Annotated in this window: 18 protein-coding genes and 1 tRNA gene; 16 read left to right on the forward strand and 3 right to left on the reverse strand. The window is 35.7% G+C overall.

Features of this window, described 5'->3' with window-relative positions; all coding sequences use genetic code 11:
* The first annotated feature begins 263 nt into the window (after positions 1 to 263).
* The 9 genes from glgB (at position 264) to BAU17_RS02935 (ending at position 12769) form a co-directional block, all read left to right on the forward strand.
* Positions 264 to 2210 (forward strand): 1,4-alpha-glucan branching protein GlgB, encoded by a 1947-nt coding sequence (glgB, locus tag BAU17_RS02895; protein WP_161901319.1) that lies wholly within the window; start codon positions 264 to 266, stop codon positions 2208 to 2210.
* Positions 2210 to 3352, forward strand: coding sequence for a glucose-1-phosphate adenylyltransferase (locus tag BAU17_RS02900; protein ID WP_161901320.1), 1143 nt, complete (start codon positions 2210 to 2212; stop codon positions 3350 to 3352). The genes glgB and BAU17_RS02900 overlap by 1 nt, the downstream gene beginning before the upstream one ends.
* A complete protein-coding gene (gene glgD / locus BAU17_RS02905; RefSeq protein ID WP_202622269.1) occupies positions 3342 to 4481 on the forward strand; it encodes a glucose-1-phosphate adenylyltransferase subunit GlgD in 1140 nt (379 codons plus the stop codon). The genes BAU17_RS02900 and glgD overlap by 11 nt, the downstream gene beginning before the upstream one ends.
* A gap of 3 nt (positions 4482 to 4484) precedes the next feature.
* On the forward strand, positions 4485 to 5915 hold the full coding sequence (gene glgA / locus BAU17_RS02910; RefSeq protein WP_161901321.1) for a glycogen synthase GlgA: 1431 nt from the start codon (positions 4485 to 4487) through the stop codon (positions 5913 to 5915).
* An 80-nt stretch (positions 5916 to 5995) separates the two neighbouring features.
* The gene (locus tag BAU17_RS02915) at positions 5996 to 8434 is read left to right on the forward strand and encodes a glycogen/starch/alpha-glucan phosphorylase (protein ID WP_161901344.1); all 2439 of its coding nucleotides are present in this window, start codon (positions 5996 to 5998) and stop codon (positions 8432 to 8434) included.
* A complete protein-coding gene (locus BAU17_RS02920; RefSeq protein WP_161901322.1) occupies positions 8415 to 10283 on the forward strand; it encodes a glycoside hydrolase family 13 protein in 1869 nt (622 codons plus the stop codon). The genes BAU17_RS02915 and BAU17_RS02920 overlap by 20 nt, the downstream gene beginning before the upstream one ends.
* Before the next feature lie 163 nt (positions 10284 to 10446).
* Positions 10447 to 11178, forward strand: a complete 732-nt coding sequence (locus tag BAU17_RS02925; protein WP_161901323.1) for a hypothetical protein — start codon at positions 10447 to 10449, stop codon at positions 11176 to 11178.
* Positions 11179 to 11291: 113 nt separating this feature from the next.
* A tRNA-Leu gene (locus BAU17_RS02930) sits at positions 11292 to 11373 on the forward strand.
* 178 nt (positions 11374 to 11551) lie between these two features.
* A complete protein-coding gene (locus BAU17_RS02935) occupies positions 11552 to 12769 on the forward strand; it encodes a pyridoxal phosphate-dependent aminotransferase (protein ID WP_161901324.1) in 1218 nt (405 codons plus the stop codon).
* Between the two features lie 33 nt (positions 12770 to 12802).
* Here BAU17_RS02935 and BAU17_RS02940 read toward each other — a convergent pair whose 3' ends face one another.
* Positions 12803 to 12988, reverse strand: coding sequence for a DUF2187 domain-containing protein (locus BAU17_RS02940; protein WP_161901325.1), 186 nt, complete (start codon positions 12986 to 12988; stop codon positions 12803 to 12805).
* Between the two features lie 126 nt (positions 12989 to 13114).
* On the opposite strand from BAU17_RS02940, the gene BAU17_RS02945 reads away from it, so the two are divergent.
* The 4 genes from BAU17_RS02945 to BAU17_RS02960 all read left to right on the forward strand — a co-directional run bounded on the left by BAU17_RS02945 (position 13115) and on the right by BAU17_RS02960 (position 19334).
* A complete protein-coding gene (locus tag BAU17_RS02945; protein ID WP_161901326.1) occupies positions 13115 to 13948 on the forward strand; it encodes a helix-turn-helix domain-containing protein in 834 nt (277 codons plus the stop codon).
* Positions 13949 to 14015: 67 nt separating this feature from the next.
* Entirely contained in the window at positions 14016 to 15170 is a 1155-nt protein-coding gene (nagA, locus tag BAU17_RS02950; protein ID WP_161901327.1) for an N-acetylglucosamine-6-phosphate deacetylase, read from the forward strand.
* Between the two features lie 79 nt (positions 15171 to 15249).
* A complete protein-coding gene (locus BAU17_RS02955) occupies positions 15250 to 15951 on the forward strand; it encodes an ABC transporter ATP-binding protein (RefSeq protein WP_161901328.1) in 702 nt (233 codons plus the stop codon).
* An 11-nt stretch (positions 15952 to 15962) separates the two neighbouring features.
* Positions 15963 to 19334 carry an FtsX-like permease family protein gene (locus BAU17_RS02960; RefSeq protein WP_161901329.1) on the forward strand — a complete coding sequence of 1124 codons (3372 nt, stop codon included), beginning with the start codon at positions 15963 to 15965 and terminating at the stop codon, positions 19332 to 19334.
* Between the two features lie 23 nt (positions 19335 to 19357).
* On the opposite strand, the gene BAU17_RS02965 is transcribed toward BAU17_RS02960, so the two are convergent.
* Positions 19358 to 19951 carry an FUSC family protein gene (locus BAU17_RS02965; RefSeq protein ID WP_161901330.1) on the reverse strand — a complete coding sequence of 198 codons (594 nt, stop codon included), beginning with the start codon at positions 19949 to 19951 and terminating at the stop codon, positions 19358 to 19360.
* A 97-nt stretch (positions 19952 to 20048) separates the two neighbouring features.
* Here BAU17_RS02965 and BAU17_RS02970 point away from each other — a divergent pair, with 97 nt between their 5' ends.
* A complete protein-coding gene (locus tag BAU17_RS02970; RefSeq protein WP_161901331.1) occupies positions 20049 to 21002 on the forward strand; it encodes an aromatic acid exporter family protein in 954 nt (317 codons plus the stop codon).
* A gap of 74 nt (positions 21003 to 21076) precedes the next feature.
* Here the strand turns inward: BAU17_RS02970 and BAU17_RS02975 are convergent, their stop codons facing one another.
* Positions 21077 to 22018 (reverse strand): Gfo/Idh/MocA family protein, encoded by a 942-nt coding sequence (locus BAU17_RS02975; protein ID WP_161901332.1) that lies wholly within the window; start codon positions 22016 to 22018, stop codon positions 21077 to 21079.
* 128 nt (positions 22019 to 22146) lie between these two features.
* Here BAU17_RS02975 and BAU17_RS02980 point away from each other — a divergent pair, with 128 nt between their 5' ends.
* Both BAU17_RS02980 and BAU17_RS02985 read left to right on the forward strand, forming a co-directional pair.
* Positions 22147 to 22659: a hypothetical protein gene (locus BAU17_RS02980; RefSeq protein ID WP_161901333.1), complete on the forward strand. Its 513-nt coding sequence runs from the start codon at positions 22147 to 22149 to the stop codon at positions 22657 to 22659.
* A gap of 17 nt (positions 22660 to 22676) precedes the next feature.
* Entirely contained in the window at positions 22677 to 23450 is a 774-nt protein-coding gene (locus BAU17_RS02985; RefSeq protein WP_161901334.1) for a M15 family metallopeptidase, read from the forward strand.
* The last annotated feature ends 3 nt before the right edge of the window (positions 23451 to 23453 follow it).

The raw sequence follows: 23453 nt of genomic DNA on the forward strand, positions 1-23453 counted from the left end.
AGTTATGTAAGAAGAAAAGAAAACTAAACGATTTTATCGATTTTAATTCTGAAAATCTTTCCGAAAATAACATTTTCCTATATTTGTTAAAAGTGTTGTTTTCTATTTTGTTATTTAAAAAAATCTTAAGAATTCTTGTTTTCGAAGATTAAAAATGTGATATAATCGTATTAGAAACTAAAAAATAAATAGAAAAATCTGTTTTTTAGTTTTTATTTTTTTAAGTAACTAGTTATTTATTCTAAACGGTTAGGAGTTTTGTCATGAAGTCAAAGAGTAAAGATTTTTTAGAAGCAGAACAACGATTTTTAACCGGAGAAAATTTTTATGCACAACATCTATTAGGTGTACATAAGGAAGAAGATGTATTTATTTTTCGCGTGTGGGCACCTAATGCTCGTCAAGTATGGTTAGTTGGCACGTTTAATAATTGGGATGATTCATTACCAATGACCCTCCGAAAAGAGTCAGGTATTTGGGAAGTTGCAACACCACTACCTGCCGAAGGAGATATGTATAAGTTTAAAGTGCGTCAAGCAGATGGTCGTGAAATTTTAAAAATTGACCCCTTTGCTGTCCGTTTTGAAGATCGTCCTGGAACTGCTGCGGTTCTACACACAGTCCCCGAAAAAAAATGGAAAGATGGTTTATGGCGTGGGAGACAACGTCGTTCCAAAACACTTCAGCGGCCGTTAAATATTTATGAGGTTCATGCTAGCTCTTGGAAGCAACATGAAGATGGTCGACCGTATTCATTTGGTGATTTAAAAGAAGAATTGATTCCCTATGTAAAAGAATTAGGATATACCCATATAGAGTTTATGCCGTTAATGGAACATCCTCTTGGAATGTCTTGGGGATATCAGTTAACTGGTTATTTTGCTCTTTCTTCTTACTACGGAACCCCGGCTGAATTACGAGATTTTGTAGAGGAATGCCATTTAAATAATATTGGTGTATTTGTTGATTGGGTGCCGGGACATTTTTGTATTAATGATGACACGCTACCCTATTATGATGGGACACCGACTTTTGAGTATGCGGATCCTATACGGGCCAAAAACAATCGTTGGGGGACAATTTGCTTTGATTTAGGCAAACCTCAAGTTCAAAGTTTTTTAATTTCTAGCGCGTTATTCTGGATTGAAATGTATCACATTGATGGTATTCGTGTAGATGCAGTTTCTAGTGTACTTTATCTTGATTACGATGAAGGACCTTGGACACCAAATCATGAAGGTGGAAATCGGAACTATGAAGGTTTTTACTTCTTACAAAAATTAAATTCAGTCATAAAATTAGCGCACCCAGCAACAATTATGATGGCGGAAGAAAGTAGTTCAGAAACAAAAATTACTGGCTTAATTGAGTCTGGTTCCCTAGGATTTGATTATAAATGGAATATGGGGTGGATGAATGACGTCTTACGCTTCTATGAAATGGATCCGTATTTCAGGAAAGATAATTTTCGTTTATTGACATTTTCGTTTATGTATATGATGAATGAAAATTACATTTTAGCCTTTTCTCATGACGAAGTAGTCCATGGGAAAAAGAGTTTGATGCATAAAATGTGGGGCGATCGCTACAAGCAATTTGCAAACTTGCGAAACATGTACACGTATATGATGACTCATCCTGGTAAAAAATTACTGTTTATGGGTAGTGAATTTGGTCAATTTCTTGAATGGAAATATGATGAGCAACTAGAATGGATGAATTTAGAAGATGAAAAAAATCTCAAAATGCAGCATTTTACGAGTACATTAAATCAGCTATATAAAGAAGAACGTGCTTTATGGGAATTAGAAGGCCAACAAGAGACGATTGAAATTATCGATGCGGATAATCTTGATGATACAGTATTAACATTTATCCGAAAAGGCAAGGCGAAAAAAGATTTCTTGATTGTCGTTTTAAATTTAACACCAGTTGAACGACATGATTTTAGTATAGGTGTTCCATATGCTGGAACATATCAAGAAATATTCAATACAGAAATGGAGGAGTTTGGTGGTACTTGGACAAGGCATAATGACACATCTCAGACAATTGAGAAACCGTTTAAGCAATTTGATTATCAAATTCAGACGATTGTTCCATCACTAGGTGCACTTATTCTTCGTCCGGAAAAAATCCAATTGAGAGTGAAAAAAAGTGGAAAAGCAACAACATTGAAAGGGGGCAAGGTGGAAACTTCACCGAAATAATGAAAACAGAAATGGTAGCCATGATCCTTGCAGGTGGCCAAGGATCTCGATTAGGCAAGTTGACTAAAAATATAGCGAAACCTGCAGTTCCTTTTGGAGGAAGATATAGAATTATTGATTTTGCTTTAAGTAATTGTACAAACTCAGGTATTAATAATGTTGGAGTTGTGACTCAGTATCAACCGCTAGCACTAAATAGCCATATTGGAAATGGTGCAAGCTGGGGGTTAGATGGGATTAATGCAGGCGCCACAATCTTGCAACCTTATTCAAGCTCAGAAGGAAGCAAATGGTTTGAAGGAACTGCCCATGCAATTTATCAAAATATGTCCTATATTGACCAATTAGATCCACAATATGTCCTTGTACTATCTGGGGACCATATTTATAAAATGGACTATGAAGAAATGTTAGAAGACCATAAAAAACATAATGCTTCATTATCAGTAGCTGTTATTGAAGTGTCATGGAAAGAAGCATCACGTTTTGGAATTATGAATACGGATGACAATAATCGCATTATTGAGTTTGAAGAAAAACCTGAAAATCCAAAAAGCAATTTAGCTTCCATGGGTATTTATATTTTTAACTGGGGACGGTTAAGAAGTGTACTGACCAATCTAAATGCAAAAGACAGTTCAATGAACGATTTTGGCCATCATGTTATTCCAGCTTATCTTGATAGTGGTGAAAATATTATTGCTCATCGCTTCTCTGGTTATTGGAAAGACGTGGGAACAATTGAATCCTTGTGGGAAGCGAATATGGAATTTTTAAAACCAGATATGGAATTAAACATTCGCGACAAAGCTTGGCGAATTTATTCTAAAAACCCAATTTCGCCACCACACTTCATCACGCAAACTGGTTCTGCTAAAAACTCATTGATATCAGATGGGTGTTATATTGCAGGTGATATTGATCATAGTATTCTTTCAGATGATGTTCAAGTGAAAGAAGGGGCTCGAATTACAGATAGTGTGATTATGTCAGGGGCAACGATTGGTAAAAATGTTAAAATCCATAAAGCGATTATTGGTGAAGATGCCATTATTGGGGATAATGCTGAAATTGATGGCACAGAAGAAATTGCTGTCGTAGGATATTCTGAAGTGATTGGAGTGAAGAGTGATGAGGACTAATAAAATGTGTGCCCTAGTGGGGAATTTGCATCGCTATGATGGTTTGCTACCTTTAACAGAACGCAGACCACTATCAACTTTACCATTCGATAGCAAATATCGTTTGTTGGATTTTAATTTATCAAGTATTGTGAATGCAAATATCAAATCATTGTTTATGGTGTTTAATGAAGGTGAAACACAATCTGTTTTTGACCATATTGGTGGCGGAAAAGAATGGGGCTTAGATGGCATTCAAAATCGCTTCTTCATCCAAATTTATCAAGATTTTATTCGTCGTGAAGATAATAATAGTAGTTATTATGATTTAGTGATTGATTACTTGAAAAAATCAAAATCAGAATATGCAGTATACATGGGGAGTAAAATTCTCGTAAATATTGATTTGCGTGGCTTGTTGCATATCCACCAAGCGCATGGCAATGATATGACAGTAGTTTATAAACGTGTATCAAAAGAACAAACGTACAAAGAAGATATTTTATTGACACTAGGGGCGGACAACTTAATAGAAGAAACCAATTTAGTAAAAGATACTGAGATGGGGGAAATTGTCAACCTATGTACAGATATCTTCATTATTAAGACGGAGAAATTAATTGAAATTTTGAAACAAAAACAAGCGGATGGTATTTTAGGGAATGTGGAAGGATTCTTGCGTGAAAGAATCAATGAAACAACCTATGCTTATGAATATACAGGCTATTTAAATAATATTTATGACATTCCATCATATTATCGTGCAAATATGGATATGTTAGACACCCAAAAATTCAATTCATTGCTGTACTCGAGTCAAAAAGTCTATACAAAAATGAAGAATGAAGTACCGACATATTACTCAGAAACTTCTGTTGTCAATAATAGTCAATTTGCAACAGGATGTATGATTGAAGGGAAGGTCGAAAGTTCATTAATTGGCCGAGGAACAACAATCAACGAAGGAGCAGAATTGCAAGGGGCATTGATTTTCCCTAGTAATATTATTAAATCTAACGCTGTGGTTCGTTATGCAATTTTAGATAAGAACGTGGTTGTTGAAGAAGGCGTTCGTATTGAAGGAACACCAGAAAATCCTGTGGTAGTGAGAAAAGGAAGTACTGTTACAGCAGATATTATTGGAGGTTAAAAAATGAAACTTCTATTTGCAGCAGCTGAATGTGCCCCCTTCTTCAAAACTGGAGGATTAGGAGACGTTGCAGGTGCTTTGCCAAAAGAATTAACAAAGAAAGACATTGAAACAGTTGTGGTCTTGCCTTACTTCACAAAGATGCCGCAACAATATAAAGATCAATTAGAAGAAGTGATGAATTTTACTGTTTCTGTCGGATGGCGTCAACAGTATTGTGGTGTCAAACGATTAACGTTAAATAATTTAACGTATTACTTTATTGATAATTTGTATTATTTTGATCGCGAAAGTTTGTATGGATACTATGACGATGGGGAACGCTTTGCCTTCCTACAAATGGCAATCATTGAATTGATGGAAAAAATCGATTTTATTCCAGATATTCTACATGTCAATGATTATCATACAGCGATGATTCCATTTTTATTGAAAGAAAAATATCATTGGATTGAAGCGTACCGTAATATTCGTACGGTACTCACGATTCATAATATCGAGTTCCAAGGACAATATAGTCGAGATGTATTACCAGATTTGTTTGGTATGGGAACGGAACGTTATGATGATGGGACCATTCGAATGAATGATGCATTGAATTTTATGAAGGCAGGCATTTTATATGCTGATCGAGTGAATACGGTAAGCCCTTCTTATGCCGAAGAAATCAAAACACCAGAGTTCGGTTCAGGACTTGACCCAATTCTGCGCATGGAAAGTGGTAAATTAACAGGTATTTTAAATGGGATTGATTATGAGATTAATAATCCTGAAACAGATACTGCATTAGTAGCACCTTATTCTGTCAATGATTTATCAGGAAAAGCAGTGAATAAAGAAGATTTGCAACGATTAATGGGCTTACGACCACGTCCAGAAGTTCCTTTAATTGCGGTAGTCAGCCGCTTGACTTACCAAAAAGGATTCCATCTAGTGTTAGATGAATTAGAAAACTTATTGCAATTTGATGTGCAATTTGTTCTTCTAGGAACCGGTGATCCGATGTTTGAAAATCGATTCCAATCTATTGCTGAAAGATATCCTGAAAAATGTGCAGTAAGCATTTCTTTTGATGTGACACTTGCACAAAAAATGTATGCTGGCGCAGATATTTTCTTGATGCCATCTGCATTTGAACCATGCGGACTTTCACAAATTATCTCAATGCGTTATGGCACCTTACCGGTCGTGCATGAGATTGGTGGCTTGAAAGATACCGTGGAACCATTTAATCCAGTAGAAGGTACGGGGACTGGTTTTGGATTTGCTGATTTCACATCTTACAATTTAATGCAATGTTTGAAAAAAGCAATCGATTTATATACAAATTCACCAGAAACATGGCAGGCTGTGTGCCGTCGTGCAATGTCGAAAGATTTTAGCTGGGAAACTAGTTGTGAGGGATATATTTCCTTGTATAGAAACTTAGCATAACAATAAAATTATTGTGAAGCGGACTGAAATATTGTTGTACCAGTATTTCAGTCTGTTTTTTACAACAGGGGGTAACGACTATTTTAACGAAGGAAAATTTAAAAGAAGAATTGAGACAACGTATTCGTGAGAGTTATGCACTTGAGTTAGAAGATGCATCTGCTCATGAACTATTTTTTACACTAGGAAATTTAGTGAAAGCTGTTTATAACGATAATTGGCGTGAAACATGGAAAAATTATCTGAAAGAAGAACAAAAACAAGCGTATTATTTTTCGATTGAATTCTTACCAGGCAAAATGTTAAAAAGTAATTTATTAAATCTTGGTTTGTTAGATTTAGTACGTGATACATTAGCTGATTTAAATGTTGATCTAGAAGATTTAGCAGATGTTGAAAAGGATATGGCTTTAGGAAATGGTGGTTTGGGACGTCTAGCTTCATGCTTTATGGACTCGATTGCCTCATCTGGATTGCCAGGGAATGGCAATGGAATTCGCTATGATTACGGCTTGTTCAAGCAACAATTTGTTGACGGTTATCAAGTAGAATTACCTGATGAATGGTTAAAAAATGGGAATGTTTGGGAAATTCGTCGCCCAAGTAAAGCTGTGAATGTTCATTTCGGCGGAAATGTCTATATGCAAAAAAATGCCGAAGGAAAACTGAAACCAGTTGCTGAAAATGAAATTATTTTACGTGCTGTTCCTTATGATACAGGAATGGTAGGCTATCAAAATGGGATTGTTAATACGATGCGTTTGTGGAGTGTCGAAATTCCTGCTTCTGAGGAAGGTAAATATAAGAGTATTGAAGAACGTCGTGCCTATGAAGATTTAACAGCTGTTTTATATCCAGATGATTCTAATGAACGCGGCCGAATGACTCGTTTGTTGCAAGAGTATTTCTTTGTTTCTGCCGGGATTCAAAGTATCGTTCGTTATTATCAAAAATTGAACAAGCCTTGGCATAGTTTGAGTGAAAAAATAGCGGTGCATATTAATGATACACATCCCGCATTGTGTATTCCTGAATTAATGCGTATTTTAATTGACGAAAACGATGTCAGCTGGGAACAAGCATGGGATATTACTGTTAAAGTGATGAGTTATACCAACCATACTATTTTAGCGGAAGCATTAGAAAAATGGCCAATTTATTTAATGAAGCAAATTGTGCCACGCATGTATCAAATTATTGAAGAGATTGATCGTCGCTATGTTTTATCAATGAGTGGGATTCATCCAGATGAGTTGATTCAACGTACACGGATTATTCAAGGCGATCAAGTCCATATGGCGAACCTTTCAATTATTGGTAGTCATAGCACAAATGGAGTAGCAAAACTGCATTCTGATTTGTTAAAATCGGTTGTCTTGCATGACTTCTATCTAATTTATCCTGAACGATTCAATAATAAAACAAATGGTATTGCACAACGTCGTTGGTCTCAATTGGCAAACGAACCGTTATCAAATGTATTGGACGAAACAATTGGCAAATCTTGGCGTAAAGATTCATCTAATTTGAAACTTTTAGAAAACTTCCAAAATGATGAGCGTGTCCTTAATAAACTAGCAGCAGCAAAATTACAGAAAAAAGAAGAATTAACTGCTTATATTGAGGAAGTAACGGGTATTTCAGTATCACCTCATGCTATTTTTGATGTACAAATTAAACGATTGCATGCCTACAAACGTCAATTATTGAATTTGATGCATATTTTGAAATTGTACTTTGAATTAAAAGATAATCCAGAATTAGATATTCATCCTCGAGTATTCATTTTTGGTGCAAAAGCGGCCCCAAGTTACACATATGCGAAGGCAATTATTAAAGTAATCAATGCCACAGCTGAATTAATCAATAACGATGCGTCTATTCAAGATAAATTGAAAATTGTATTCTTGCCGAATTACAACGTAACCCTTGCTGAACGCATTATTCCAGCGGCAGATGTTAGTGAACAAATTTCTCTTGCATCGAAAGAAGCTTCAGGAACAAGTAATATGAAATTAATGCTGAATGGTGCAGTCACTGTTGCAACCTTAGATGGTGCGAATGTGGAAATTCGTGACGCTGTAGGCGATGAAAATATCTGTATTTTTGGTCTAACAGAAGAAGAAGTTTATGCATACTATGAAAATCATGAGTATTCTTCACAACAAATTTATGATGAAAATCCAGTGTTGCAACGTGTTGTTAATGCCTTTGTAGACGGTACGATTCCTGATATTGAGTATGAAGGAAGAGAAATTTTTGATTCATTGCTCCGTTACAATGATGAATATTTCTTATTACGTGATTTTGATTCGTATTGCCAAGCGCAAGATCGAATTGATCAAACGTACAAAAATCAACCGTTGTGGCAGAAAATTAGTTTAATGAACATTGCGAATGCTGGTCGCTTCTCGTCAGATGACACTGTTCGTCTATATGCCGAAGATATTTGGCAAATTGAACCAATTTTTGCACATACAGAAAAAGAGGGAACTAGTAATGTCATTCATCCGTTTTAACCCTTGGCGAGAAGAGTACAAAAAACCTTTTGGTGCCATCAAAGAAAATGACCTTGCGCGATTATCAATTGAGGTAATCGCGGAGGACGTTTTACAAGTCTTTTTAGTCATTCATAAAGATGGTCGTGATGAGCAACGGGTATTAATGACAGAAAAAGAAAATAATTTTTACTCTTATCGTTATTTCTTTAACCAAGGAAAAGGACTATATTATTATCATTTTGAAATCCATACCAAAAGAGACAATCAAGTAGCTATCGATTATTATGGTGCTAGTCAAGAAGGTGGCGAAGGACGTCTATTTTCAAGACCAGAAGATACTTGGAATTTTCAAATTACTTGCTACCGTCAAGAGGAGAAAACACCTGATTGGTATCGTGAAGGGATTTTTTATCAAATTTTTCCAGATCGTTTTTATAATGGAAATGAAGATAAGCGCATAAATTCACCGAAACCTAACACATTCATCTATGCGTCAGAAGAGGATGATCCGCTATATGTCAAAGGAGCCGACGGAGATATTTTACGTTGGGATTTCTTTGGAGGTAATTTACAAGGGATTATCAAAAAAATTCCATATTTAAAAAAACTGGGGATTACTGGTTTATACCTAAACCCTATTTTTGAAGCATGTAGCAATCATCGCTATGATACATCTGATTATTTTAAAATTGATCCTGTTTTGGGAACAGAGGAAGATTTTAAAGAATTAGTAGAAGCTCTACATCAAAATGATATTCACGTTATTTTAGATGGTGTTTTTAGTCATGTGGGACAGAATAGTCGTTACTTTAATGTGAATGGTTCATATGGTAAAAGCGAGGGGGCTTATCGTAATCGTCATAGTCCATATTTCTCATGGTTTAATTTTATTGATTATCCAGATAATTATGAATCTTGGTGGGGCATTAAAGATTTACCTGAAATTAATAAGAATGACCAAGAGTTTCAGCGTTTTATTTTCGGAAAAGAGAATAGTGTGCTAACAAAATGGAATCAGCTTGGTGTGGATGGTTGGCGTTTAGATGTCGCCGATGAGTTGCCAGATAAGTTTATTGAAGGCATTCGTAAAAATTTAGATATGTTTGATGAAAAAGTATTAATTGGAGAAGTTTGGGAAGATGCGTCGAATAAAATTTCATATAATGTGCGACGTGAGTATATTTTAGGGGAACATTTGCAAGGGGCAATGAACTATCCACTGCGAGCTGGAACCATTGCTTTGTTAAATGAACAGCAACGACCAGAAGCAGTAGCTAAAAGCTGGACAAGACTATATGAAAATTACCCGAAAGATGTGTTTTTTAATAACTTGAATAATATTGGTACTCACGATACTGAACGTATTTTAACCATGTTAGGTAACCATGTAAAAAAATTAGATTTAGCATTTGGGTTGATGTTTCTGTTTCCTGGCATTCCATGTATTTATTATGGCGATGAAGCTGGTTTGACAGGTGGGAAAGATCCTGAAAATCGTAAATTCTTCCCGTGGAATCGAATGAATTACGAAATTTATGACCATGCCAAGCGCTGGATAGATTACCGAAAAGATAATCGAGCGATTCTTGAGGGCGATTTGAGCTTCTTTTATACAGATAATTTATTTGGTATTTTGCGTAGATATGAAAATGAATATGTGGCAATGTTGATGAACCCAACGAATTATCCTAAAAAAGTCAATGGTAATCTAAAATTTATTGCCGAAGAAACACCGATGATTCAAGAAATTCAGAAGCGTTTGGTGAATCGAACTTTGAATGAAAATAGCTATATTTTGATTAGCAGTAAACAAAAAGAGCAGAGTATTTCACGTTTGCAGGCAATCACTGAAGTCACAAAAAAATAAAATGAACAGATACCTAAGCAATAGACAGCCGGACAATGCCAGATTGAGCTATCCGATGACTAGCGCTTAGGTATTTTAAGCTGCTTCAAATGAATTCAACTGTTGAAATTCAAGGATTTATGGTATGATAAAAGAAACGCTTAGTAAAAGGACTGACATAATTATGGCAAAATTCGATGAAATTAAACGAAAACATTTTCGCTTCCCTGCATATTCAGATGATACAGGCGTAAAAATTAAATCGGAACGCCCAGCTTTTTCAAATGATGAAAGTTGGATTATTACCGAAGAATCAGGAACGTCATCTATTTATAAAGAAAAAACAGAAGAACGCTCCTTGCGTCGCTCGCCTCGGGTAAGCCATGAAAAAGCTGGTCAAAGTATCCAACAACGAGAAGAGTTAGAGCGTCATCGGAAGCATTTGCCGGATTATTCCAAAAAATATGAACCAGAAGTAACCTCAACAGGGAAGAAAAAATTATTCGGAGAGCATACACAAAGCACCTTTAAAGTAAATGAAAAGCATGTAGAAACCCCCAGTTCATCGTTAAAGAAAGAATATTCAGGACGTTCTTATTTTGTTCCTAAGTATATTCCTGCTTCGATGATTCCTGATGAGCCAGTACAAGAGGTTTCTAATCAAGAATTAATGGATTCTATGAAAAAAGATAGTTACTTGACTTTTGACACGGAACCTGCTGCTTATCAAGAGCGTAAAGATACTGAACCAGCTGTTCGAAAATTTAATCAACCACAATCTGTTTCAATGTCTAGAAGTCAATATAAGGAAGCAATTAAAAGTAATCGCAAACGTTCCATTCTTGATCGCTCGTTAAAAGGAATGATTGAAGAAGGCGAAAACGAAGTCGGTGCAAATGGTTATTTTAAAAAATAGTAGTTTAGAATTGATTCAGTTTTTACTGAATGAATCAATTCTATTTTTTATAAAAAATACTAATTGCAGCTATTGACAATGTATTTCGTAACAAGTAAAATTTTATTGTTACTGCGGATGTGGTGGAATGGCAGACACGTACGCTTGAGGGGCGTATGAGCATAGCTCGTGCGGGTTCAAATCCCGTTGTCCGCATATATGAGCGAAACTACTATTAAAATTAATAGTAGTTTTTTTGTAAAATGATTTTTCAAAAAGTGCCACTTTTTTTACACGCTTTTTAAAGAAATTTGCTATAATGAATAGTATGAAAATTTATACAATTGCTACACAGTTTAATACACATGAAGTGTAAGTTGAAAAGAGGATGACTATGAGAAATTTTGAAAAATCCAGTAAACTTGAAGGTGTAAGTTATGATGTGCGCGGTCCAGTGTTAGAAGAAGCTGATCGTATGCAAGAAGAAGGCATCAGTATTTTAAAATTAAATACTGGTAATCCAGCAACATTTGGATTTGAAGCACCGAATGAAATTATTCGTGATTTAATAATGAATGTGAGAGAGTCAGAAGGATATTCTGATTCAAAAGGTATCTTTTCTGCACGTAAGGCAATTGAACAATACTACCAATTACAAAATTTTCCGAATGTCACAATCAATGATATTTATACAGGAAATGGTGTCAGTGAATTAATAACTATGTCGATGCAAGGATTATGTGACAACGGGGATGAAATTTTAGTCCCTATGCCTGACTATCCTTTATGGACGGCTTCTATCTCATTGGCAGGCGGAAAACCAGTCCATTATATTTGCGATGAAGAGAGTGATTGGAATCCGGATATTGCGGATATGCGTGCGAAGATTACTTCCAAGACGAAAGCGATTGTGCTAATCAATCCCAATAACCCAACAGGGGCTGTTTATCCGAAAGAAATTTTAGAACAAGTGGTTGATTTGGCTCGTGAGTTTGATTTAATTATTTTCTCTGATGAAATTTATGATCGTTTATTGATGGATGATAATGTCCATGTACCAATTGCAACATTGGCACCAGATCGTCCGGTGGTTACATTTAGTGGGTTATCTAAATCACACCGTGTGGCAGGTTTCCGTGTCGGTTGGATGGTTATTAGTGGAAATAAAAAAAATATTAAAGATTACATTGAAGGATTGAATATGCTGTCTTCAATGCGATTATGTTCAAACGTATTATCACAACAAATTGTACAAACCGCACTAGGAGGCTATCAAAGTATTGACAAGTTATTACTTCCTGGTGGACGAGTGTATGAGCAAAGAGAATTCATTTATAATGCAATTAATGACATTCCTGGTTTATCAGCAGTTAAACCTAAAGCTGCTTTTTACATTTTTCCGAAAATTGATACTAAACGTTTTAATATTTTGAATGATGAACAATTTGTTTTAGACTTCTTGCATGAACATCATGTTTTGTTGGTACACGGGGGAGGTTTCAACTGGAAGGAACCCGATCATTTCAGAATTGTTTATTTACCGAATGTAGATGAATTGAAATTAACCACAGACAAAATGCGCGAATTTCTAGCCACATATAAACAAAAATAAAACAATGAGGGGCGAGTTGCTCCTCATTGTTTTTTAAATTGATTCTGTTAAGGTTTTGCATTGTTTTTTACTAATGACCATTCGACCATTGAATTTTTCCATAATTTCTTTAGAAGGTTCGTTTACTTGTATTAAAAATGAATTTTCGTATTCTCTTTCGATAATACCGATTAACGTGTGGTTTTCCCACTTGAATGTTACGTTTGTGTTCGTTTCCATACTGTTCACTCCGATCTAAATATCAAACATATCCGAACTATTTCTTCGAAAAATGTTACTTTTTTTACATTATGTGTTAAAATATCCGAAAAGGAAAATGCGAATTCGCATATTTTTGGAGGCGCTATGAACGAACAAGAGACCTTTGGAGAAACCATTAAACGTATTAGAAAAAAACAAAAAATGACACAAAAAATGTTAGCACAGGGAATCTGCGCGCAAAGCGTGTTAAGTCGAATTGAAAATGGGATGGAGATACCTAATGTTATGGTTCTTCAAGCCATTTGCCAACGATTGAATGTAAGTTTGGATCAAATTTTACATCTTGAATCAGAAGATATCCAACGTATTCGAGAGTTATTTAGTCAAGTTCATTCGTTGTTAATTCATCGAGACTATCCCAAAATGGCTGTTATTCTAGAAGAGACTGAATTATTGGATCGTTTATATTTAGATACAGACTTTCAATTGTATTATTACTATTTAGGTAGTTGTGAATTTTTCTTATATCAGTCGAATGAAGCTGCTATCCAATCATTGAAAAAAGGGTTGTCCTATACTTATACAAAAGATAAGATTAATGTTGTACCTGTTGAAATTCAAATTATGAGTTGTTTAGGACGTGTCTATGGTGATATTAATTACACAAAAGAAGCCTATGATTACTTAGAGAATAGCTATCGTTTGACCCAATCCTTGCCTGAAAATCTACCACAATTTGAATTAACGAAAATATTCTATAATTATAGTAGCTTTTTATTTCAAATGGGTGATTATAAAAAAGCATTAGAAGTAGCGAAGCAGGGAATTCATTGGGCACAACAACGGGCGAGTCATTATTATTTGGAAGAATTATTTTTATTGTGTAGTCAAATTTGCCAATCTTTGAATTCGGAAGAAGAAGCTGCTAAATATAAAGATCGATCTGAGATGGTAATAAAAATTCGGAAAATGGTGTAGACCTTTCTTGACTTCTTTTGTAAATAGGAGTAATTTTAACTTAGCAAATGAAAAGAGGAGAGATCAAATGAGAACGTTTGTAAAAGCAGATAAGTTTTTTTTGAAATCAACTGTTAAAGGTACAGGCTATTTAGAAATTGTCGATGGAAAATTTGGTGAATATCTCACACAATTGCCAGATGAAGAGGTAACAATTGTTGACCATTCAGGTAAGTGGATTGCGCCTGGTTTAGTAGACACACACATTCATGGGTATATGAATCATGATGTAATGGATAATGATGCAGAAGGAATTAAAGTTATGTCTGAAGGTTTGTTAGCTTGTGGTGTAACTTCTTTCTTACCAACAACTTTAACTTCTAGTAAAGAATTATTAAGAGATGTCGCTGAAACTGTTGGTAAAGTTCACAAAGAAGTGACTGGTGCAAAAATTCAAGGGATTTATTTTGAAGGCCCATTCTTCACAGAAGAATACAAAGGCGCGCAAAATCCTAGTTATTTCGGTGATCCAGATATTGATACTTTCCATGAATGGCAAGAAGCATCAGGTGGTTTGATTAAAAAAATCGCACTCGCTCCTGAACGCAAAGGCGTGAAAGAGTTTGTCGAACAAGTGACAAATGAAGGGGTTGTTGTCTCTTTAGGTCATAGTAACGGGACATTGGATGACGCAACAGCAGCTGTTGAAGCGGGTGCAAGTGTTTTTGTACATGCTTTCAATGGTATGCGTGGTTTAAATCATCGTGAACCTGGGATGGTTGGCGCATTACTAAGCCTTCACGATGTATTTTCTGAATTAATTTGTGATGGTCACCATGTACATCCAACTGCTGCCGGTGTGTTGATGGAAAAAGCTGGACATGATCACGTAGCCTTGATTACAGATTGTATGATGGCTGGTGGAATGCCTGATGGTGATTATATTTTAGGAGAATTCCCAGTGGTGGTAAAAGATGGCACTGCACGTCTGCAAGAGGGGAATTTAGCAGGAAGTATTTTAAAATTGAAAGAAGCGATTAAAAACGTTGTTGATTGGGATTTAGCGACACCTGAACAAGCTGTAATGATGGCAAGTTTGATTCCGGCAATTAGTTGTAAAATTGATGACGTTTGTGGCATGATTAAAGCTGGTCGTGACGCTGATTTCATTGTTTTAAATCCTGATATGACATTAGAAGCGACTTACCTTGATGGTGTAGAACGTTTTAATGTAAATAAATAAAGTGATGCAAAACAGAGTAAAGGTTTCTTACTCTGTTTTTTCTTTTGTATGTTAAAATATCAACAAAGGAGCTGAGAAAATGAGTTATATTGATGTCATTGACGAGGTGAAAAAATATCAAATGGGTGACACAACCATTGTTGCAAATGACGGTGTCACTTTTGGCGTTGAAAAAGGTGAGATAGCAGTCATTCTAGGACCAAGTGGGGCTGGCAAATCGACAGTGCTGAATATTCTTGGTGGTATGGATAGTTGTGATAGTGGGCAGATTATTATTGATGACGTAGATATTGCTAATTATGATGCTAAACAACTTACCGAGTACCGTCGGAATGATGTGGGATTTGTGTTTCAGTTTTATAATTTAGTACCTAATTTGACTGCGAAAGAAAATGTTGAACTAGCCGCTCAAATTGTTCAAAATGCGATGAATGCGGAAGAGATTTTATTGCAGGTGGGTTTGGGCAATCGTATGAACAATTTTCCTTCCCAGTTGTCAGGAGGCGAACAACAAAGGGTGACGATTGCTCGTGCTTTAGCAAAACGACCGAAATTATTGTTATGTGATGAACCAACAGGTGCATTGGATTACGAAACTGGCAAACAAATTTTACAAATTTTAGAAGATACTGCTAAGCAGATGGGAACCACAGTCATTATTATTACTCATAATTCTCAAATTGCACCGATGGCAAATCGTGTGATTCGGATAAATGATGCGAAAGTTCGAAGCATTGAAAACAATGAACATCCGACACCGATTGCTGATATTGAGTGGTAGGAGGGAATGGTATGAAACGACGTGCATTATTGGCAAGTAGTATTAGAGAAATCATTCAATCTCCGGCCCGTTTTTTTTCTATTTTAGGCATTATTTTTTTAGGTGTGGCTTTCTTCGTCGGTATCGGAGCAACGGGACCAGACATGCTTCGATCAGCGGACAACTATTATAAAAAACAACACTTAGCAGATGTCACAGTCATTTCTAGTTTAGGCTTTTCAAAAGAAGATCAAGCGTACTTAGAAGAAAAAGAAGCAATTCAGCAAGTTGATGGCCAATACATGGTGGATATTCAGTTGGCAGATAACAATGATGTGGTCCGCATATTTAGTTATCGAGAAAATCAGCTGAATCAACTCAAGCTTGATTCAGGACGATTGCCAAAAAAAGATGAAATTGTTTTAGATAGTCGGGTCAAAGGACGATATAAATTAGGTGATACGTTATCATTGCCAACGGATCAATTTACTGAAAAGACAGTAAAAATTGTTGGCTTTATAACGAGTCCAGAATTTATTGATAATTCACAACGTGGCAATACGACAGTTGGTAGTGGTGCTATTGATTATATCGCTTTCTTACCAGAAGAAAATTTTCAAATGGATGATTATGTTCGTTTATTAATTAGTTTCAAGAATGTAGCAAATGTCGAAGCGTATTCAGACACCTATGATCAGCGAATGTCACAAAACCAAGAAGATTTAAAGCATTGGTTAGCACCTAGAAAAGAATTACGTTTACAAGAAATTAAGGAAACAGCGAATAAAGAGTTAGCAGAAAACCGTCAACAAGTGAATGACGGTGAAAAGCAATTAACTGAAGCTGAGCAACAACTGCAAAAAGCCAAAGAGCAGTTAGAAGCAGCTGAATTGGAACTGAATAATGGAAAAGAAACATTTGCAAACGAAATAGCAGCAGCTAAAAAAGAAATCCAAACAAGAGAAGCACAAATAACCCAAAGTGAAACTGAGTTACACCAAAAGGAGACTTTATTAACTGAAAAGCAACGAGAAGTGGATAAACAATCAGGTGTCTTATCTGCTAATGAAGATCAACTTAATCAACTAAGCAGTCAAAAAGAGCAATTAAATACAACATTGGAACAATTAAAAGCAGCAAATGAGTCGTATTTAGAATTAGCTAGTTTGTTAGCGGATATCGACTCTTTATCAGAAGAAGAATTAGCCAATCGATTGGAACAAATTCGCACAACCTTAAGAATAATCCTCACGCAATTACCTGCATCAGAAGAATGGTCATCACAAATTGATGCGTTATTGTCACAAGTAACACCAGAAACAGTCACTGAGGTCGTTCAAGGATTATCTTATTTAGGAAATGCCATTCAATCTCAAATGAGTACCTTAGAAAATAGTTTGGCTCAGTTAGAAGCTGGTATCGCTGAATTAGCGGATGGGAAAGCACAGCTTCAAGCAGCACAGCAGCAATTAGATGAAGGTAAGATGCAGATAGCAGATGGAAAACAACAATTGTCAGAAGGCAAGCGTCAACTAGCTGAAGGCAAACAGCAATTGGCTTTGGAAGAAGAAAAAGGTCAGACGAAATTAGCAACGGCTGAAGCTGAATGGCAACAAGGAAAAAAAGAATATGAAACTCAGTTAGCTGAATTTAAAAAACGTCGCGATGAAGAATTACCAAAATTAAAAGAAGCCCAACAAAAACTAGAAAACGAACAGAAGAAACTAGATGCGTTACAACCTGCTTCATATACGTATCTTGATCGTGAAAGTAATCCAGGCTATGCAGAATATCAGGACAATGCTAAGCGTATTTCATCCATTGCAACGGTATTTCCAACGATTTTCTTCCTAATTGCTGCCTTAGTTAGTTTAACGACAATGGGGCGTATGATTGAAGAAAAACGTGTAGAAATTGGTACGTTAAAAGCTTTAGGATATAAAAATTATGAAATCGCCCAAAAATTTTTGATTTATTCTTTATCGGCCGGTTTGGTGGGTTCTTTACTGGGCTTAATCGTTGGTTTTTATCTGTTTCCAACCATTATTATTAGTGCTTATGGTCAGCTGTATAATATCAAAGAGTTTGTTACGCCGTGGTATCTAGGGTATAGTTTGATTGGTATTGTTGTCGCATTGATTTGTACAGTTGGTATTTCGTTGATTGCTTTGAGGGTCGATTTATTTAGTACGCCAGCAATGTTACTTCGCCCGAAAGCGCCCAAAGCGGGGAAGCGTATTTGGTTAGAATACATTACACCAATTTGGAATCGTGTTAGTTTTATTCAAAAAGTAACGATGCGAAATCTGTTTCGTTATAAATCGCGCATGCTCATGACGATTTTTGGAATTGCTGGTTGTACGGCAATGATTTTGACAGGCTTTGGATTAAAAAATTCGATTGCTGATATTGTGCCTGTGCAATTTTCTAACATTTGGCATTATCAGGGGATTGTGACCTTTAAAGATGGTGAGGAACGATCAAATTATGAACAAACGGTCACTAATCTTAAAGACTATGAGAGTCGCTTAGCAATTAGCTCAGAAACGCTAACTGTCAAAGGAGCACAAGATATTACGGTTTATGTTCCAGAAGCGACGGATCAATTAGCTCAGTTTGTGTCTTTTAATAATCGTGAAACGAATCAACACTATCCATTGAAAGACAATGGCGCAGTAATTAATGAAAAATTAGCCACGCTAACTGGAGCTAAAGTAGGTGATATGCTGACGCTAACGGATGCTGACAATCAAGAATTTACAATCGAAATTTCAGCAATTGCTGAAAATTATGTAGGTCATTTTGCGTATCTGTCTCCAACGTATTATCATCAAGTCTTTAAAAAACAACCGAAATTCAACACCGAATTATTACGCTTTAAGCAAGAACAAAGTAAAAAAGAAGAACAAGAAGTTGCTAAAAGTTTAATGGCACAAGAAAATGTTATTAATGTGAGTTTTCTATCGGATTCATCCACTGCCTTGGATGAAACAACGGGGACGTTGAATATTGTCGTCTGGGTGCTAATCATTTCTGCGGGACTATTGGCATTTATTGTCTTGTATAACTTGAATAATATTAATATTTCCGAACGGATCCGTGAATTGTCAACAATTAAAGTGCTCGGTTTTTATGATAAAGAAGTCACGATGTATATTTATCGAGAAAATATTTTGTTAACAATTTTAGGGATTTTAGTGGGATTATTTACAGGACAAATTCTTCATGGCTATGTCTTGCAGACAGTGGAGATGGATATGATTATGTTTTCTCCAAGGATTCATATGAGTAGTTACTTTTATGCAAGTTTGATTACGATTGTTTTTACCGTAGTTGTGGGAATTGTGATGTATTTGAAATTGAAGAAAGTCGATATGATTGAAGCCTTGAAGTCAAATGAATAAAGGTGAGTGATATCTCACCTTTATCACTTTTGTTGTTCTTTAATTTTTTCTTGGATAAGGTGTAATTCCTGTTGTAAATCGGCTTCTTTCTGTTGGAGAGTGACTAAGTCTTCTTGAATTTCTTGCACCAATGTTGGTTCGGGTGGTCGAATAATAAAATTCAAAGTAATTGCAACTAGAGTGCCAATGAAAGTATCTAGTACCCGATGAAATGCATACAAAACTGTTTCTCCAGCAGGAATGCTGAGTGTAATTAAAAGCATTGTTGCGATGGCAGAAATAATGCCTGCGTTGTTATCAAAACCATCTGAGACAATAATGACAACTGCCACTAGGATGGGCAAGACAGTTAACTCAATGAGGGGACTATCTTGACTAAATTGTCTTTGTAAAACTAAATAAAGAATAGCTGCAGCACCGCCGATACTATTACCAAGAATTCTTGATTTACCAAAGCTAAACGTAGTGGTTAAATCTTGACGCAAAGAAAAGACAGCTGATAATGCGGCGATTAGTGGCTCACCTCGGTGAAAAAGATGGAAGATAGCTAAACAGATAAATACTGATAAAGCAGATTTGAATGTTCGCATTCCTAATCTAAAACGACCTATTTGCATAAAATGCCTCCTTTTATTTTATCATATCGAAAATGAAGGATAAATTCTAGTTTAACGATGGCTATTTTAGATAATTCTTGTATTGGGGGAAAGTGAAATGAAAATTGGTTTACGAACCATTAAAACAGCAATTGCCGCAGTGTTATCTATGCTTGTAGCAAGTACACTAGATTTACTGTACGCACCTGCTGCTGGAATCATTGCGATTTTAAGTGTCGGAAATACGAAGAGGTCTTCTCTTTATATCGGATTGGGGCGATTGGCTTCACTGGCTATCGCCACGATTATTTCTTTTCTTTGTTTTACAATCTTGGGTTATAATGCGTGGGCTTTTGGCGTTTACTTGTTGCTTTTTATCCCACTATCAGCCAAGTGGCACTTAACAGATGGCATTGTAGTGAATTCTGTGTTAGTTACACATTACATGCTGGAGCAATCTTACTCTTTCTTTTTATTAAAAAATGAATTATTGTTGATGGGTATTGGCGTTGGATTTGCCCTTTTATTCAATTTATATATGCCAAATATTGAGAAACAACTAAAAGAAGATCAGCAAAAAATAGAACAAAACTTTCGGGAACTTTTAACAGACTTAGCAAGTGAGTTGAATCAACCTTACTCAGGGAAATTATCAAAAAGATGTGAAGACTTGTTACTCTTTATTCGTGAAGGTCAATCACGCGCGCAGATGCATCAAGAAAACCAATGGCAAGCCGAAAATATGTATTATGAGGAATATTTTTCAATGCGTCGAACCCAAGTCCGACTTTTATTAGATATGATTAAGTTATTAAAAGATATTCGAGTAGAAGAAATACTTGTTGAAGATTTACGCATTCTATTGGAATATACGGCTGAAACATTTGATGAAGAGAATGATGGTCAAGCAATTCTGAAACGAATTAATTTGGTTTATGATGTCTACCGTTCAAAAAAATTGCCGGAAAATCGGGAAGAATTTGAAAATCGAGCCCAACTTTTTCAATTTTTGCAGTCTTTTAAAAGTTTTATTGAAATTAAAGCAGAGTTTGCTCAAACGATTAACAAATAGTAAAGACGAAGACATACTTTGTTAGAGTATGCCTTCGTCTTTTTAGTATCAAATAAAGAAAGATGACTCAATTTTTACCAAAATTTGCGCATATCGTCCAAAATACGAATGACATCTTCAGTTAATGGTAATGTTTGATTTGGCGCTCCTTCGACGGTGTTGATAAATGTTTGAATCTCATAGTTGAGTGCTTCTGATGTTTCACCAACTTCAACCACTTCTTTTTGTCCATTTAAGTACATTATTTCAGCGCGATCAGCACGTGGGTACTCATCGACAGTGATATAACCATTTTCATAAGCAACGATTCCTTGTTTAGGCATTTTTGCTTGGAAAGAAAGGGTAATGGCTGCCATTTCATTTTGTTGGTTACGTAAAATAGTCATAGATTGTTCATCAACGCCTGTTTCAAATGGGACTACATTACTGTATAACACTTCTGGATTTTCAGATAGGAAGAAACGAGCAAAAGAAACGGCATACGTGCCTATATCTAATAACGCACCCCCAGCTAAATCTGGATTAAAAAAGCGATTGGTTGGGTCAGGCTCTTTGTAGCTACCAAAAGGTGCCTGAATCACTTTTAATTTTCCAAGCTTGCTATCAGCAATTTGTTTTAATTTGTGGAATAGTGGCATATTAAAAATTGTCATGGCTTCTTGTAACACAAGTTTTTTTTCAGTAGCCAGTGCGATTTCTTCTGCTAATTCCTGATGATTCATTGTAATCGCTTTTTCGCATAAGACGTGTTTTCCTGCATTTAATGCGGACATGATATATTGATGATGGACATTATTTGGTACAGCAATATACACAAAATCAATCATCGGATCTGCTAAAAGTTCATCGACTGTTTCATAAGCTTTTGGAATATTAAATTGCTCGGCAAAATTTTGTACTTTTGGTAGTTTTCTGGCAGCGACACCGTAAATATCACTTGTCGTGCTTTTAAAAGACTCCGTAAATTGATGTGCAATGTCACCTAAGCCAATAATTCCCCAATGGTATTGTTTCATAATTGACGCTCCTTTTTCTTTGGTTACTTTTAGTATAACAGAAATCGGATTAAAATTAAGGAAAGGTCGTAGCAAAAATATTTCTTTTATCCTAAGATTTGAGGTAGAATATGAATGGAGGGATTTTTATGCATGATGTATATATTGAATTAATTTTAAGTGCGATAGAAGAGCAATATGGTTCAGAACAACTCTTTTATGATAATAATTTAGGTATCTCACTAGAAAAATGGGAAGACTGGAAACAAGGAATTGGCTTATTGTCACCTGAAGAAAATCAAAAAGTAAAACATTTGTTTAGTGATTATGAATGGATGCTTGTGCAAAAAATATTACGTTTGACAATTATCTATCCTGAAAAGCGAGGAGTAGCAGTAAGTGAATATCGCAAAATGAAAACAGAAATCGCAAGAAAATGGTTAAATATCGGTCTAGGGACCGTGGAAATGATTCAATTAAAAGAGGAAAATAACCCTAATCAATATTTAAACTTACGTGTAGCAATTGAATACAATGAATGGGGATTTGATGATATCTTGACTTTCCGTTTACCAGCAGCGATTCAACAACAGGTAGAAAATGAACAAGTTGCGCTCCTTAACTGGGTAAATGAAAACTTGGAAGAAACATATAACAAGTAAGTGATTGGAGAGAAAGATTGAAGAAAACAAAAGTAATAATTTTAGTTATTTTAGGTATTGCTGTGATTTACGGTATTAATCGGGTTGTTACAAAATTACCGGAAGAACCCGAAACAAGCGAACGAACAAATAATAAAGCCATGCCTTCTGAAGAAAAAGAGCATAAAAAGCAATCGGATTTACCAGATGGTAAGGTAAAGGATTGGAATCTGTTGCTTGTTGGACCGAAACATCCTTTAGAAAAAGATTTCCCTGATGAAAATTTTATGGAAATTAAAGGAACACCTATGCAATTGGATAAACGAGTCATTCAAGCCTATGAGGATTTGAGTCAAGCAGCGAATGATGCTGGATTTCCTTTAGCTATTGTTTCTGCATATCGTTCGGTATCATACCAAGAACAAGTATTTCAACAAAATGTTGATTTATGTATGAGCCAAGGAATGACTAAAGAAGAAGCGATTGCAAAAACCAAAGAAACCATTACTGAGCCCGGGTATAGTGAACATCACACAGGTTTAGCAATCGATATTGTTGATGAACATTGGCAAATGAATTATCCAAAAGAAATTTTGGATGAGGAATTTGGCGAATCTGAAGGTGGCAAATGGTTAGCAAAACACGCTCGTGAATTTGGTTTTATTGTCCGCTATCCTAAAGACAAAGAATCAATTACCCAGATTACTTATGAGCCTTGGCATTTTCGCTATGTCGGTGTTGAGCATGCCCAATATATCGAAGAACATCAGCTAACTTTGGAAGAATATATTGATTTACTAAAAGAAAAGTAGGTA

This window comes from Candidatus Enterococcus willemsii (genome assembly GCF_009933335.1).
GTDB lineage: Bacteria > Bacillota > Bacilli > Lactobacillales > Enterococcaceae > Enterococcus_F > Enterococcus_F willemsii.

Coding starts and splice junctions, on each gene's coding strand:
- glgA (WP_161901321.1), top strand. CDS start 4,485: ATGAAACTTCTATTTGCAGCAGCTGAATGTGCCCCCTTCTTCAAAACT.
- BAU17_RS02935 (WP_161901324.1), top strand. CDS start 11,552: ATGAGAAATTTTGAAAAATCCAGTAAACTTGAAGGTGTAAGTTATGAT.
- glgD (WP_202622269.1), top strand. CDS start 3,342: ATGAGGACTAATAAAATGTGTGCCCTAGTGGGGAATTTGCATCGCTAT.
- BAU17_RS02900 (WP_161901320.1), top strand. CDS start 2,210: ATGAAAACAGAAATGGTAGCCATGATCCTTGCAGGTGGCCAAGGATCT.
- BAU17_RS02965 (WP_161901330.1), bottom strand. CDS start 19,951: ATGCAAATAGGTCGTTTTAGATTAGGAATGCGAACATTCAAATCTGCT.
- BAU17_RS02980 (WP_161901333.1), top strand. CDS start 22,147: ATGCATGATGTATATATTGAATTAATTTTAAGTGCGATAGAAGAGCAA.
- BAU17_RS02925 (WP_161901323.1), top strand. CDS start 10,447: ATGGCAAAATTCGATGAAATTAAACGAAAACATTTTCGCTTCCCTGCA.
- BAU17_RS02960 (WP_161901329.1), top strand. CDS start 15,963: ATGAAACGACGTGCATTATTGGCAAGTAGTATTAGAGAAATCATTCAA.
- BAU17_RS02945 (WP_161901326.1), top strand. CDS start 13,115: ATGAACGAACAAGAGACCTTTGGAGAAACCATTAAACGTATTAGAAAA.
- BAU17_RS02955 (WP_161901328.1), top strand. CDS start 15,250: ATGAGTTATATTGATGTCATTGACGAGGTGAAAAAATATCAAATGGGT.
- BAU17_RS02920 (WP_161901322.1), top strand. CDS start 8,415: ATGTCATTCATCCGTTTTAACCCTTGGCGAGAAGAGTACAAAAAACCT.
- nagA (WP_161901327.1), top strand. CDS start 14,016: ATGAGAACGTTTGTAAAAGCAGATAAGTTTTTTTTGAAATCAACTGTT.
- BAU17_RS02975 (WP_161901332.1), bottom strand. CDS start 22,018: ATGAAACAATACCATTGGGGAATTATTGGCTTAGGTGACATTGCACAT.
- BAU17_RS02970 (WP_161901331.1), top strand. CDS start 20,049: ATGAAAATTGGTTTACGAACCATTAAAACAGCAATTGCCGCAGTGTTA.
- BAU17_RS02940 (WP_161901325.1), bottom strand. CDS start 12,988: ATGGAAACGAACACAAACGTAACATTCAAGTGGGAAAACCACACGTTA.
- glgB (WP_161901319.1), top strand. CDS start 264: ATGAAGTCAAAGAGTAAAGATTTTTTAGAAGCAGAACAACGATTTTTA.